This window comes from Flavonifractor sp. An91 (assembly GCF_002159225.1).
Lineage (GTDB): Bacteria > Bacillota > Clostridia > Oscillospirales > Oscillospiraceae > Flavonifractor > Flavonifractor avicola.
The window spans coordinates 1-13,049 of record NZ_NFHA01000014.1 but is presented as its reverse complement, the minus strand read 5'-3'; the positions used below and the strand labels follow the sequence as shown (position 1 = coordinate 13,049).

General features: G+C 53.3%; 13 protein-coding genes and 2 pseudogenes. 3 read left to right on the top strand and 12 right to left on the bottom strand.

Going from position 1 to position 13,049, the window contains the following annotated elements; genetic code table 11:
* Positions 1–410 precede the first annotated feature (410 nt).
* From B5G42_RS09475 to B5G42_RS09465, 3 genes are read right to left on the bottom strand one after another with little or no spacing between them, the layout of a single operon-like run.
* A complete protein-coding gene (locus tag B5G42_RS09475; RefSeq protein ID WP_087269506.1) occupies positions 411–1,496 on the bottom strand; it encodes a hypothetical protein in 1,086 nt (361 codons plus the stop codon).
* A 35-nt stretch (positions 1,497–1,531) separates the two neighbouring features.
* Positions 1,532–2,836, bottom strand: a complete 1,305-nt coding sequence (locus B5G42_RS09470; protein ID WP_087269503.1) for an MFS transporter — start codon at positions 2,834–2,836, stop codon at positions 1,532–1,534.
* Between the two features lie 52 nt (positions 2,837–2,888).
* On the bottom strand, positions 2,889–3,800 hold the full coding sequence (locus B5G42_RS09465) for a fumarylacetoacetate hydrolase family protein (RefSeq protein WP_087269500.1): 912 nt from the start codon (positions 3,798–3,800) through the stop codon (positions 2,889–2,891).
* A 142-nt stretch (positions 3,801–3,942) separates the two neighbouring features.
* On the opposite strand from B5G42_RS09465, the gene B5G42_RS09460 reads away from it, so the two are divergent.
* Entirely contained in the window at positions 3,943–4,851 is a 909-nt protein-coding gene (locus B5G42_RS09460) for a LysR family transcriptional regulator (RefSeq protein ID WP_087269497.1), read from the top strand.
* A gap of 188 nt (positions 4,852–5,039) precedes the next feature.
* On the opposite strand, the pseudogene B5G42_RS09455 reads toward B5G42_RS09460, so the two are convergent.
* Positions 5,040–5,577, bottom strand: a pseudogene (locus B5G42_RS09455) (relaxase/mobilization nuclease domain-containing protein); the annotation flags it as partial.
* Between the two features lie 122 nt (positions 5,578–5,699).
* Between B5G42_RS09455 and B5G42_RS09450 the strand changes: the two are divergent.
* Together B5G42_RS09450 and B5G42_RS09445 are read left to right on the top strand one after the other, a co-directional pair.
* Positions 5,700–6,653, top strand: coding sequence for a hypothetical protein (locus B5G42_RS09450; RefSeq protein ID WP_087269494.1), 954 nt, complete (start codon positions 5,700–5,702; stop codon positions 6,651–6,653).
* A 10-nt stretch (positions 6,654–6,663) separates the two neighbouring features.
* Complete coding sequence (locus B5G42_RS09445) at positions 6,664–6,936, top strand: hypothetical protein (protein WP_087269492.1); 273 nt, start codon at positions 6,664–6,666, stop codon at positions 6,934–6,936.
* A 140-nt stretch (positions 6,937–7,076) separates the two neighbouring features.
* Here B5G42_RS09445 and mobC read toward each other — a convergent pair whose 3' ends face one another.
* The 8 genes and pseudogenes from mobC to B5G42_RS09405 form a co-directional block, all read right to left on the bottom strand.
* Positions 7,077–7,424 carry a plasmid mobilization protein gene (gene mobC / locus B5G42_RS09440; protein WP_087269490.1) on the bottom strand — a complete coding sequence of 116 codons (348 nt, stop codon included), beginning with the start codon at positions 7,422–7,424 and terminating at the stop codon, positions 7,077–7,079.
* Positions 7,421–7,579 (bottom strand): hypothetical protein, encoded by a 159-nt coding sequence (locus B5G42_RS18370; RefSeq protein WP_164475019.1) that lies wholly within the window; start codon positions 7,577–7,579, stop codon positions 7,421–7,423. Before B5G42_RS18370 ends, mobC begins: the two co-directional genes overlap by 4 nt.
* 13 nt (positions 7,580–7,592) lie before the next feature.
* A complete protein-coding gene (locus tag B5G42_RS09435) occupies positions 7,593–8,375 on the bottom strand; it encodes a hypothetical protein (RefSeq protein ID WP_164475020.1) in 783 nt (260 codons plus the stop codon).
* 133 nt (positions 8,376–8,508) lie between these two features.
* Positions 8,509–8,913, bottom strand: a complete 405-nt coding sequence (locus tag B5G42_RS09430; RefSeq protein WP_087269486.1) for a cysteine-rich VLP protein — start codon at positions 8,911–8,913, stop codon at positions 8,509–8,511.
* A gap of 181 nt (positions 8,914–9,094) precedes the next feature.
* Positions 9,095–9,868, bottom strand: coding sequence for a DUF4366 domain-containing protein (locus B5G42_RS09420; RefSeq protein ID WP_087269480.1), 774 nt, complete (start codon positions 9,866–9,868; stop codon positions 9,095–9,097).
* Complete coding sequence (locus tag B5G42_RS09415; RefSeq protein WP_087269477.1) at positions 9,865–10,128, bottom strand: DUF4315 family protein; 264 nt, start codon at positions 10,126–10,128, stop codon at positions 9,865–9,867. The genes B5G42_RS09420 and B5G42_RS09415 overlap by 4 nt, the downstream gene beginning before the upstream one ends.
* 16 nt (positions 10,129–10,144) lie before the next feature.
* Positions 10,145–11,767, bottom strand: a complete 1,623-nt coding sequence (locus tag B5G42_RS09410; protein WP_087269651.1) for a C40 family peptidase — start codon at positions 11,765–11,767, stop codon at positions 10,145–10,147.
* Positions 11,768–12,221: 454 nt separating this feature from the next.
* Positions 12,222–13,049: pseudogene (locus B5G42_RS09405) on the bottom strand (conjugal transfer protein TraE); the annotation flags it as partial.

The following is a 13,049-nucleotide window of genomic DNA, read 5'->3' as shown; positions in this document are numbered from 1 at the left end:
TATGTTTGTCATAAGCCGTGTAAGCTTTACAGATAAACTGCCGCTTGCGGTCTCATTTGGCAAATAATTCCCTATGCAGATCGGTCACACTCCAAATTACAGTTCGCTTTTTCTTTCTTCCACCAGGCTTGTTTCTTCTTGTGGATATTGGTTCCGACCCTCTTGCAGGTACTAGAGGCTCGTCTTTATCAAAAGTTTTTTCCCATGCGCTATCTAGTCTGTATTTAACTCTTCCTTTATTTTCTTGCATGATGACCTGGAACCATCTGGGTCTGTGTTTTTACTCATTCCGGTATCTCAGTCACCACCGTCTTTATTTTGCCTTATATATTTTGAAAAAGCTTAACTCCTGTTATACTTTTTGACAAACTCAACGGAGCTCCAGCAAAGCTGGAGCTCCGTTGAAGCATTTAAAAAATCAGGGGTGCGACTACATATCCGACAATGGCACAGGATACAAAACGGCAGACCATGCCAATCAAGCAAGCAACCAGAAGCTTGCCCTGGCTAATACCGGTAGCCTGACTCCACAGCCGCGGAAGGTTTGCCAATGGAAGCGTGAGCGGAAAGGATGACGTACCCAGCATAAAGGTGGCCAGCACCACGCCGGGCGCAATCACCATGCCGGATTGGATCATATCAGATAGCATTGGGAATCCTACGGTCGCCGCTACCACCATACTGACGACACCACATTCTGGCTCGATACAACAGAGTTGGCACAGCCCATACAGAGCATTTTGAATGAAGGGCCAGATCTGAATATACTCCAGCGCAGCAATGATGGAGAACATGGCGCAGGCGATTGGGATGATGGTAAGGAACAGGACCTGCGCGCCCTCTACAGCACCGCCGAAAACCGTATCGAGCGCCCCTGTCGTCGGCGTAAATGTTGGGACCTCGCTTACGTCCTTATACTTGCAGTTGCGATAGACCGTAAAGCGAAGTAGCAACGGTACCAAAATCAGAGGCAAGAACACACTGAAAATTAACGCCAGAAAGGCATTAATTCCTGCTACCGCCAGACAACTGATACCCAACATAAAAGAGGCAAAGGTGGGCGGAAACTGAAACATCGTTGCGACGGCGATTTTGATCTCATCCTCTGTCGCGCCCGCCTTCTGCATGATGGGCGCAGATATTTTTCCAGCTGCGTTGGCATCGCCCAAGAAGTTATATACCCCCGCGATCAAAAAAGTGGGGTTGATATTAAGCAGCTTGGCGATAGGGCGGAAAATCCGGATTAGTGCATCCGTCAGTCCCAGGCGTTCCAGAATCCGCCCTGTCATGACTGCCACCAGAGTAGCTACACCAGTTGCGCCAATAATCCAGTTTTTTACAACTGTATCCAGACACTTCTGTGTCATGGCGTCAAATAGTTCCGCCACCTGTGTGGGCGCGAAAAGCATTGCGGCCATAAACGCTAGGAACACAACAAGTCCGATACGTTCCCATTTTTTCCATCTGTGCTTTTTTCCAGCTTTTCCATCATCCATAGCAGATTCCCCTTTCTCTCAAGCCCACAGGGCATTTAATCTTTCTGCGGTTTTGTCAACAGGAGACAGACACAGCTGACGATGGAGAAACTGGCAAATACGAGAAAATCCATTTGAAGACTGACCTGATTCTGAACAAGGAATCCACCCAGCAGAGGCGCAAAGAAACTGCCGAATCGCCCGAAGAGCGTGGCCAGGCCTATTCCCGTTGTACGAATCTCCTCCGGATAGAGGGACGCCACATAGGGCTGTAGGATCGCCTGCGTGCCGTTGCTGGATGCACCCGCCACAAAAATGAGCAGCGAGCTGGCAAGCATGGACTGCGCCGCACCAAAAAGGTTCAAAAACAGGAAGGTAACTAAACAGAGCACAGCCATAACTTTTTTATAGCCAACCTTGGTGGCCAGCTTACCACCCAGCGGAGAAACCACAATGCTACCTAGTGAGAACAGGAACAGGAGGGTAAAACCACTGCTCACGGAAAAGCCGGCGCTGCCCATCATGGCAGGTAGCCAAGTGCCCGTGCCGTACAAAACAGCCATGTTACAACAAAATATGATGCAGGCCAGAATGGTGTTGCGACTGGCACCGTTCTGGAACAGCCGTACAATAGAGACCCTGTGATTGGCCGAAACTCCGCTGTGAAGCGCATAGCTCTGCCCCTCTACAACTACAAACTTGGCATCAGCCTTTTTCAGAACGGCTTCAATTCGTCTGTTGTCCCCCTTGGCAATGAGAACACTCATGCTGTCCGGGACGAACGCTACAGTCAGTGGGAGCAGCAGAACCCCCAGGAAAGCTAAATAAAATAGCGTACGCCAGTCCTCGGTTAGCGGTAGGATGTACATACCAGAGAGCGCGGCCATCATCATGCCAATGGCGCATCCACATCCGCCAATGGCACAGAGTACGGCCCTCCACTTCTTGGGGGAATACTCTGAAAGCAGGGAAATCACAGATGGGATCACAGCGATACCACAACCGGAGGCGATTCGTGTAAAGGCGAACATCCCCATACTGCTGGCCAGTCCTGTGCAACCGGTGAATACGCTATTCAGCAGCACGCACAGCAGCACAATCTTTTTCGCACCGATCTTATCTGCCAGCATACTGAACACTATGGTGGAAATCATCATGCCAATGGTGTTGTAACTTCCGATTAGACCGCTCTCCACAGCAGTAAAACCCAAGTCCTCCATGATCCCCGCATTTGCAATGCCGAAAATATACATCGAAAAACCTGTTAACACAGATATCAGGACCAAAATGATTGACAGGCGCCGGAAAAAACCGTTAAACTGGCAGTTTTCCAGATGAGTGCTTACAGCCAATTGGTTCATGAACGCTTCTCCTCTCTCTTATGTGGGACAGCTCCACCTAGCTTAAGGCAGTTTATTTTGCAACATACTGGCGGAGGGTGCCAATTCGCTTCACCGTCACCATTACGGTGTCTCCGTCAGCCAGATAGGGAAACTCATGGGGGCGCTCGTAAATACAACCCGTGCCCACGGTACCCAGACCGATGATATCGGCCGGCGCAATCTCTGCATCCTGAGTGATGCGCTCCATCAGTTGGGGAAGGGTCCAATACATATCATCCGTTTTAGAATCCGTCGTATGGACATCGTTGACCCAAGCATCCACCTTCAGCGTCAACTTTCCATCCCGGTACAGATCCATGAATTCGTCCATGGTCACGATATAGGGGCCAAATCCATTGGCAAAGTCCTTACCTTTGTGCAGGCCCAAAAAACCGACCTCGAAGGTACACATATCCCTGTCGCTCCAGTCATTGTATACGGTCAGGCCGAAAATGTGATCTAGGACCTGTTCACCTTTGAGATCGTGTCCTTCCTTTCCGATGACCAGCGCAACCTCCGCCTCATAATCCAAGGAAACGGACCCTGCCTTTCGAGCAATGGTATCCTCCGGACCGGTGATGTGGCTAGTATTCTGATAGTAATACAGAGGTACCTTATACCAGACGGGTGGAGTACCCACACCGTTATTTTCACCGGCCGCAACCACATGCCGCTCGAACACGCTGGCATCTCGGATAGTATGGGGCTTCAGGATAGGGGCAAGGAGCCGCACCTCGTCCAGGCTCAGAGTCTCCACATCTCCGCACTTCTCCAGCTTGCCCTTCACTAGCTCTGCGGCATTTTCATACCGCTCCAGCAGCATACCGATGTCCGTAATGGTCTCCCGTGCGCCAAGCAGCGCAGTCAGATCCACAATCCGGTTCTCTTTGAGTACGCCCGCACGGGGACCAAACATCCGATATCGATAAGTAAGGAATTTCATACCTATTGCCTCCTACAAAAATTATGTTGAAAGCCGGCTTTTTATGGTTTAATATTAATAAACAAGCCCTCAAAAATAAAGAATTAATCTGGTACAGCGTTGTACACTTTACGTACATAGAGAATGGCCGAGAGGTAATATCATGACGTTAGAACAGTTAGAATTTCTTGTCGCTATACAGCGCGAAGGAACTATATCAGCGGCAGCCCAAAGCCTGAATATCTCACACCCCTCTATCAGCCGGTCCATTTCCAACCTAGAGGACGAATTGGGCGTCAACCTTTTTATCCGATCCCGAAGCGGTACCGTGATCACAGAGCAGGGAACCCTAATTCTGCAAAGCGCGAAAAAGATTTTAAAAGAAGTAGAGAACCTGCGGCTCATTGCTGGTATGGAGAGCGCCACTAGGGAACTGCTGGTAAAGGCGTTCCCGCTCGATTCCATGTTCTTTGTTCCGGAAGTAATCTCTCAACTGAAGGAAAAGCATATTCGCCTGACCCTTAACCTGAGCCATGCAAATCTATCCGATATTTTAACCGATTTGAAGGCTCAGAAGATTGATTTTGGCCTGATCGCCCTTCCCCGAAGGGAAAGGCACCTGCTTGGCGGAGACTTGAAATACCGTACACTCTTTAAGAGCCGGCTGATGATCGCCTGCTGTGGCACTTCTCCCCTTTGTAATAGGGAAATTCTGTCCATAGATGAGCTTAAGAACTACCCTTTTGTGCTGCATAACGACCCCATCATCATCAACTGCATAAAAGATATCTTTCAGAATGCGGTATTTCCTAACGTGCTGACTTACTCCAACGATAATGCCCTCATTAAGCAACTGGTTATAGACGATAAGGCGTTGAGCATCTACACCCAACAGTTAGGCTGGCGGGACCCCTACGTCCTGTCAAAGCAGATTAAGCTGCTTCCCTTCCAGTGTTCTGATGATCGGGACTGTGTTGACTTTCTCTGCGTCTACAACGGAAAAAAACAGCTTTCCAGAGCTGAGCAAGATCTTCTGCATCTCTTAACTGAATGTACACGGCAGCAAAACTGACAAGACGCGCAGACGGTTTTTCCATATTATTTCCACGTCTTTTTACTTCCGCTCGCATTCTGTTGTTCAGCAGACAATAAACAGGACTCGAAAATCCCACTTAGCACAGCTATTTGGGAAATCGTAGTGGTAGATTTCTTCCAGAATCCGCCACCCTCGGTGTTCTTTTGAGAGGACCGACGATCCAAGCCCAGCCATTGACCGCAGTGAAGATACTGGCCCTGGCTGTGGAGCTTGTGGTTTTCGATGACGGACAAATCATGCTCCAGGCACACCCGGTCCGACCAGGCGGCGCAGGGCGAAGCTGGAACTCAGAAAGTTACGGTACTTGCGGGAATAGTCCAGGGAAACGGCGTTGTCGTAGATGTGGTTATGGATATTCTGGCGGTCCGTATGGGTGGCAACGAAAAAGGCGTACTTGCCCTTGGTCCAGCGCATCGCCGTTTCATAGCCCACCTTGTTTGCCTCCTCCGGGATGATCTCTCCCGGCTTGAAGTACTGGTGGATCTGATAGCACAGCACATCGGACTCCCGGTGCTGCTCCCGGCCCGTGGCGGCCTTGTACTTGGCCTTGGCAAGCAGGAACTCAGCATCGGCAGTCATGTGGTCACACTCATAGGCGGAGATCAATTCGCCGCCCTGGGCCTTGTCCGAATCCTTCCCGTAGTCCAGGCGGTCCTTGAGAGATTGGGCGATGGTTTCTCCCTTGCTGATGTGGTGGGAAATCAAGCGTGTGCTGGCCGTAGCAGTACCCCCTCTTTATTAAGATAGTAAGTAATCAAGATATTGAATGTATTTGCAAAAAATATTATAATAAATATCCGTAGAAAGAGCGGAGAGTGTAGATAATGAAAAAAAGAAAACAACCATGTTCTGACTGGATTCGTAAAAAAGGAACCGAGGATACCGTCGTTGCTTATCTCATTCAATTTATTTATCATCTTTTTGCAAATAGTTATATTCAAGCGTTTGTGTCAATAATTGGAACGGTCGTTATTGCTGTTATGATAGGTAAGTCCTATTATGGCAAATGGTTTTGTGTTGCAGTTTTTATTTATACAATAGCAACTTTTTTGATCGCTTGGGCCAACGAGCATATTCGTCAAAAAATTAAAGATACAAAAGTATTTCAAGGCACATTATATGGGCTTAGTGCAACATTAAGAAGCATGGCTATCACACTACAAAAATGTGCAAAGAATCTCAAAAAGGCCAAAACATCAGAGAAGGCAACACAGATTGTGCTAAACAGTGAGATAGATTTTCAGGCCGCCGCATTCGCTGTCTGTGAAAAATTACACGATACATTATCTAGAAAAGAAGAAAAAGACGACGTATATGTTACAGTGTTTCAGAAAAAAGAAGAAAACAACTCTGCTTATTGTAGAATGATAGCTTATTCCGCAAAGCATGAGGTTTCAAGTTATGATACGAAATATTCCATTCCCCCAAAAGAGAAGGCTCAATTAGGAAAAATTGAGTACCATACTTATGTATTTGCAAAAGGAATAAAAGAAGTAACTTCTTTTCACACAAAGGAACTGGTACAGAAGGCATTCCGTGTGCACGAATCCCGTGAGAATAGAGAAAAAGAAATTCAACAATATATTTGTATTCCAATTTCTCCAGCAGGCTTGGGCGTGACTTTTTTGTTGCAGGTTGATAGCAATGAACAGGGATTTTTTGGTTCAAGCAAATCAGCTGTAGATGATTTTGCAAAGAATACAATTTATCCATATGCTCAACTGCTACATATGATATATGAGCAGTCCCGGGTAATTGAACAACTGATTGCTAAGTGAGGAGGGCTATATGGAGAAATACAGAGTAAAAGGTAAAATTACTACCATTAAGAGTGCTGGATTAAGGAAAACAGGCACCGTAGACTCGAATGGAACCGCAGTAAAAAAAAGTGATTTGCCGCCATTATCTATGAGTTCCTACGTTTTTACTGGGAAACAGTTACAAAAGAAACAGAAACAGGTGCGGAGTACGATTCAAGAGGCAGAAAGTTTAATGGCGTTAGAATTGGGGCATACACCTCAAAAAAAGAAACGACGCATATTAAAGATAATTACACAGTAAAATTGCTTTTCATAGAAAATGATATGTAAGTGTAAGTTGAGGAGAATTGCTTATTCAGCAGTTCTCCTCAATGCTATGCAGTAGCAATTTTAGGACAAGAAACAGATAAGTGGCGACAACTACTCAGTCTCAAATCTATTTTACAGTTCTACCACTTGGGTCAGCTTCTCCAACAGGTCAGACAAGGGTTCCCAAAGGTCGGCATAGTCCTTTTGCAGCGCAGCGATGTCCTGGGGGTACACGCCGCCGTAGGTGTTGGCCTGGATCGCCACCTGATTGAGATTGTTGGAGCACCGGCGCTGGAGCGACACCAGCTCCCGCACCGGCCCCAGGTCCACATGGAGCACATAGCCGTTCAGAGCCATCTTCCGCACATAAGCCCCCATATTGCGGACACCCGCCTCGGCCATCCGCGCCCGGAGCAGTGCCAGCTCCTCCTCAGACACCATCACATGAAGGTGGATCGGACGGCGGCGTTTCTTTGTCACCGCTCCTCCCGCTCCAAACTCCGGGCCGGATCGGGGGCCTCTTTCATCTTATCCAGCTTGCGCTCCGGGGGCGGAGCCGGGATCGGCGTATTGAACACACCAAACTGCCGCAGGGCCTCCTGTTCCGCATAGTTAGACTTCTGATTTTTTTCCATACACCACTCCTCCTTATCTGTCGCCCCGGTCTGGGGTATCCTTCTTGGGAGACTCCGGCCCCCGCTGTTCCTGGGCCTGCTGCCGGGCAGCCTTCATTTGCTCGACAATCGGCTCCTTGCCTTCCTTGTGGGCGCGGGCAGCCTCCTGCCGCGCAATCCCTCTTACGCGGGTCGCTAACTGCTCCGGGGTCACATATTCCTTTGCCGCATAACTGCCAAAGTCGTGGTAAAGCCATGTTAGCCGCCGTTGTTCCGGGACATGGTGAGCATCTTCCCATTTGCCCACCACCTGAGCCTGGGCATCCATCTGCTGCCGGATGTCCAGATTTTCACGGGCAGGCCGCAGTTCATAGTTCTGCATTTCCTGCTCCGTCAACGGCTGGGCATAGGTAATCGCTCCCCACGCTTGGAACGCCTCGCCCGTTACCTGCTGTCGTGTAAAGAAAATATCCATGTGGATTGGGCGGTTGAAATAGCTGTTGGGATAAGTGCCAATGTCGATAGGCCGCTGGGTGGAATAGTATTTATAGGTTTCTTTGTCCGGGGTCTGCTCCACCTCCAGCACATGATAGAGCCGCTGGTAATCCTCAGCTCGGATGTGCAAATCCCGTTCTGCCTTGTCGGGCTCATTGTGATAGTGGCCCCAAAAGTAGTCCCGGTGCCCGTCCTGCTCATTGAACCGCCATGTCACATAAGGGTTGGGGGCTTTTGGATTTTCCCCCAACACAAAGCCGCATTTGTTGTCAAACAGGACCGTGCGTCGGATCACATAATCCGCATTGATTTCCAAAGGCATCCTCCTTTCATGCACGCCGTCGTATGGGACACTTTGTCCCATAGCACCGGCGTAAAATGTTTGAATTATATGAGAAAAAGGGGGCCGGTCATCAAATCATACCGGCCCCCTCCAGAGCAGCCCCGGAAACGCCCTATTTACAAGGGTTTTGGGGGCTTAAATCGTAACACCTGAACCCGTCTTTTGCACGCTTGTTCCGCATCCTCGCACGGGACTTCCTGCGGTTGGCCTCGGCCTGGCAGACCGAGGAGCAATAGAGCTGCCGCCGCTTGGGGACAAAGGATCTGCCGCACAGAGGACACACCCTCCGCTCCAGCACAACATCCTCCTGAGCCAGCGCCTGCTCCAGTGCTGGGTCCAGAGGCAGAACGGCCTGCCGGAAATACCGGCACATGGGCCCCGTCCAGATTTTCCCCAGCATATAGCACCCGCAGTCCAGAGGAAGGCAGCCCGTGTCCCGGTCATAGTTGGCACACCACTGGACCACCAGCTTGCGAATGGCGGTCTTTTCCTGCCGGGTCAACTCCCGATAGCCCATCGCGTCACCCCCCTGTTCCCAGCCTGACGGTGCAACAGCTCCCGAAAACAGGTCATACAGCAGATGCCGCGCCAGTAGGGGCACCCGGCACACCGGGTACCCCTTGGCCCCTGAGAGGGAGTCGGACAGCCCTTCCGTGGCCGCTGCCGCATTTCCCGCTCCAGCCGATTATCAGTAAAATTCAATTCTTTTCCTCCGTTTCCTCCTCGTCGCCGTATTCATCCTCCCCATAGGGGTCATAGTCCTCCGGCTCCTCATAGGGATCGGGCTCGTCGTAGTCCTCCTCGGCCTGGGCTGCCCGCTCCTGCTTGGGACGGTAAATCTTGAAATACCACCCGGCTCCGCCGCCTACCAGGGCAACCGCCAGAATGAGCAGGATCGGCCCCATACCGCCGCCGGTTTCCGGCTCCGGCTCCTCCGGCTCGGTGGGCTCCGGCTCCGGCGCGACGCCCGCGCACTCGGTCATGTTGGTGGCGCACACGGGGCAATCCGTGTTGACAGCCCCCGCCGCGCACTTCTCCGTGCAGGTACAGGCGGGCAGCTCCCCGCCAGCCTTCTCGATGGCCGCCAGCAGATCGTCCTCGTCCACCGTGCTCAAAAAGTAGGTCTGATACTGTTCCTCCTCCTCGTTCACCGGCTTGTCGTAGTCGATGACGATGTAGAAGGTGCTGCCGCCGCTGGTCTGGACTGTGATAAACTGCTTGTTGGTGTGCTTGTCATAGAGCAGGTCGCGGGTCACAAGATTGCCTTCCTGGTCAAAGCCCTCGCCCGGTTCCACCGTGGGCTCCAGCTCGGGGGTGGACTCCGGCTCCGGCGTGGTGGTTTCCTCGGTCATGGTGGGATCGCCATAGTCTGCGCCCTCGCCGCCGTCGGCATAGGCATAGGCCGGGATCACAAAGCCGCATAGCAAAAAGACGGCGCAAAGCGCCGCCGCCATTCTGCGAAATTGTTTCATTCCTCCGTATCCTCCTTGTCGTTGGGATCGGCGGCCTTCGGGACACTTTGTCCCATACCGCCACCGGCCTGGATGGTCCGGAGCAGCGCGGGCAGGTCATCCAGAGAAATACTCAGGCCCCGCACGATGTCCACGATCTCGGTGTTTTCCGCCTCCATCTTTTTCTGCTCCAGCTCCTTCAGCCGGGCCTGCTGTTCGGTGATCTTGGCCTTGACCTTCTCGATCTCTGCCTGGATTTTTGCACTTTTGCTGGTTGCCAATGTATCAATCCTCCAATCAGGGCAGGCGTCCGTAGGCATACAGGTGCGCCTGCCAGTAACTTGAATTTAGGTTTGCGTAGCCGATGGGATCGCCCGCATGAATCATCATCCCGTCGCCCAGGTAGAGCCCACAATGGCTGACGCCCGGCGTGTCGTAGGTACCGACGAAAAACACCAAATCGCCGGGCTGGGGGTTGCTGGTGGGGGTGCAGTAGTTGTAGAGCCCCTGGGCTCCCAGCCGTCCCACATTCCAGCCACATTGATTGAGTACCCAGGACAGGTAGCCGGAGCAGTCAAAGGAAGTGGCTGGGGAACTGCCGCCCCACACATAGGGATAGCCCACATACTTCTCCGCCTCAGTGAGCAAAGCGGCAAATTGCTCGTCGCTCAAAAACTCGGCGGGGACCTCGTAGCGTTCCACCGGCTCGGTGTACTTGCCCACATAGCCGGAGCCTGGGAACAGATCAGGACGGTTGCCCAATGTCGCCATATAGAGGGCATATCGTGATAACTGATCCTCACCCATCATATAGACCGGCAGGTGGGACAGGTTGAAGTTCTCCAGGGTCACATTGCAGATGTACCAGGTGTAGGGCACCTGCGTCGTGGTCGTTTTGCCGGTTTCCGAGTCTGTGGATGTTTCCGTGCGGTAACGGGTTTCCGTTACCACCGTTTCTGTGAGAATGTACTGCTGGTCAAAGAGGGTTTCCAGAGTGCCCTCCACATCGGCCAATGTCCATTCTCCGTCATGGAGCGCCGACAGGATGGAAATGAGCACATAGGGGTCGTGCTCGATCTCGTCCAGGTCAAAGTGGTACTCGTCGTAGCTGTGGGTGGCGGTGTAATTGTCCAGATAGTCTTGCAGCTCCGCCTCCATACCGGCGTAGGCGGACTCCGCACCCAGGATGGCCTCGTCCGTAGCCGGGTAGGTCGTGGCCCCGATCCCGCCGCCCGTGCCGCCGCCCAGGGGGGCCAGCGCCGAGGTGCAGGACTGGAACAGCACCACCACCAGCAGACAGGACAGCACCAGCAGCACCCCGGCGGGATGCCGTTTGACAAAGCCCACCGTCCGGGCGGCCAGTTTTTCCGTGGTGACTGCCGTTTTCTTGGCGGCCTTCACACCTTGCTTGGCGGCCTCCTTTGCCTGCTTGCGGTATTGGCGTTTTAGGCGCTGCTTGTAGAAGAACCGGCTGACCGCGTTTTTTCGCAGCTCCGGGTGCTCCTGGTCGGCCATGCGAAATTGATAATTCGCTGTGGCCTTGGTGAATTTGGATTGCGCTCGCTGTGCGGCCTTGGCGGGGTGCTGCCGCACCTTCCGTTTGACGAACCGCACCCCTTTCCGGCCAGCGGTTTCCGCTGCCAGCTCGGAGCGGTGGCCGCCCTCGATGCCCACATTCTCATGCTCATTCTCATAAATCTTGCCATGCACATAGCCGTGGACGCCCCAACCGGCGGTCCCCAGGACACTCCGAACAGGGCCCTTGGGCTTGAGGGGCTTTTGCTTTGCCAGCTTGCGGTTGGCCTGATCCAGCTTGCCTTCCCGCTGCTCCATGCGGAACTTGGCACGGTTCACCTTGTCCTGGATGCTCTCCTGACGGAACTTGCCGCCGGTGCCGTCCTTCGGGACACTTTGTCCCATACCGGCCCCGGTCTCCTGGGACGGAGAAGGCCCCCGGCCAGCAGGCCGGGAGCCTTTGGGGGCCGCAGCCTTGTCCGGCTCCGGCTTGACGGTATCAGACTCCTTGTCAAAGCGCAGGCGGGACGCCGGGCCACCGTGGGGATCGGGGCGATCCGGCCCACGGGGGCTCTCCACATCCTGGGGGGCAGCATCGGACTCCTCCTGCTCTGGCTCCGGTGTCGGGTTGGGCGTGGGCTGGAAAGGATTATCTTGCAAAACCGGCGCGGCCTGCTCCGGTGGGGGCTGGCCGTCACCCCGGCGCTCCGGCTCTGCCGGTGCCGTGGTTTCCCGAACCTTCCGGGCGGATGCTTTTTTCCAGTCCGGGCGGCCACCTTTGGGGGTGTCCCCCTGGGGCTCCCACTCCGGCCCGAACCGCAGGGGCTCCTCGGCCTTGCCGTCCCGCGCCCGGCTACCGTTAAGACTTCTGCTCATTCCGCAGGTCCTCCGGGCGGGTGGTCAGAAGGTTGTAAATCTCTCCCTTGGGGAACCGATCCACAAAGGGAATCGTGGTGCTGCCGTAGAACAGCAGGCCCTCGCCGGAATTGGCGTGGGTGATGTAGGAAAGCTGGTGCTCGGAAATGCCGATCTGCTTTGCCAGGATCGCCCGGTCACTCTGAGCCTGGGACAGAAGGATCATAAAATCCGTGTTGTCCAGAATGGCCTCGATCTCCCGGCTTGCCAGCAGGTCCTTGACATTCTGCGTCAGGGCCGAGGGGACGCAGCCCTTTTTGCGGAGCATCTTCCACACGGCCACAAAGTAGCTGGCGGTAAGGGCGTCCCGGAGCAGGATGTGGAACTCGTCAAAGTAGCACCATGTAGCGATCCCACTGTGGAAGTTGGTGTTGACCGCCGAGGTCACAAAATCGTTGGTAATGTGCATGGCGATCTTCCGCAAGTTCTCGCCCAGCCCTTTGAGCACGATACACACCACACGGGAATTGAGGTCCACATTGGTGGGGAAATTGAACAGGTTGAGAGAGCCGGTGCAGTAGAGCTCCAGGGCCGTCGCCACACGCCTTGCCTCCGGCTCCGGCTGCCGGAGCAGTTCTTCATAGAGGTCCTGGAGCAAAGGCGGTTTGCCGTCCCCGATCCCCAGGGCCAGCTCCCGGTAGACCAGCCGCACACAGCGGTCAATCACCGTTTTCTCAATGGGCTGCAAGCCCTCCTTGCCGCCCACCACCAGCTCGCACAGGGAGAGCAGGAAGTCGGCCTTCATGGACAGGGGGCTCTCGTCGCCGCCCAG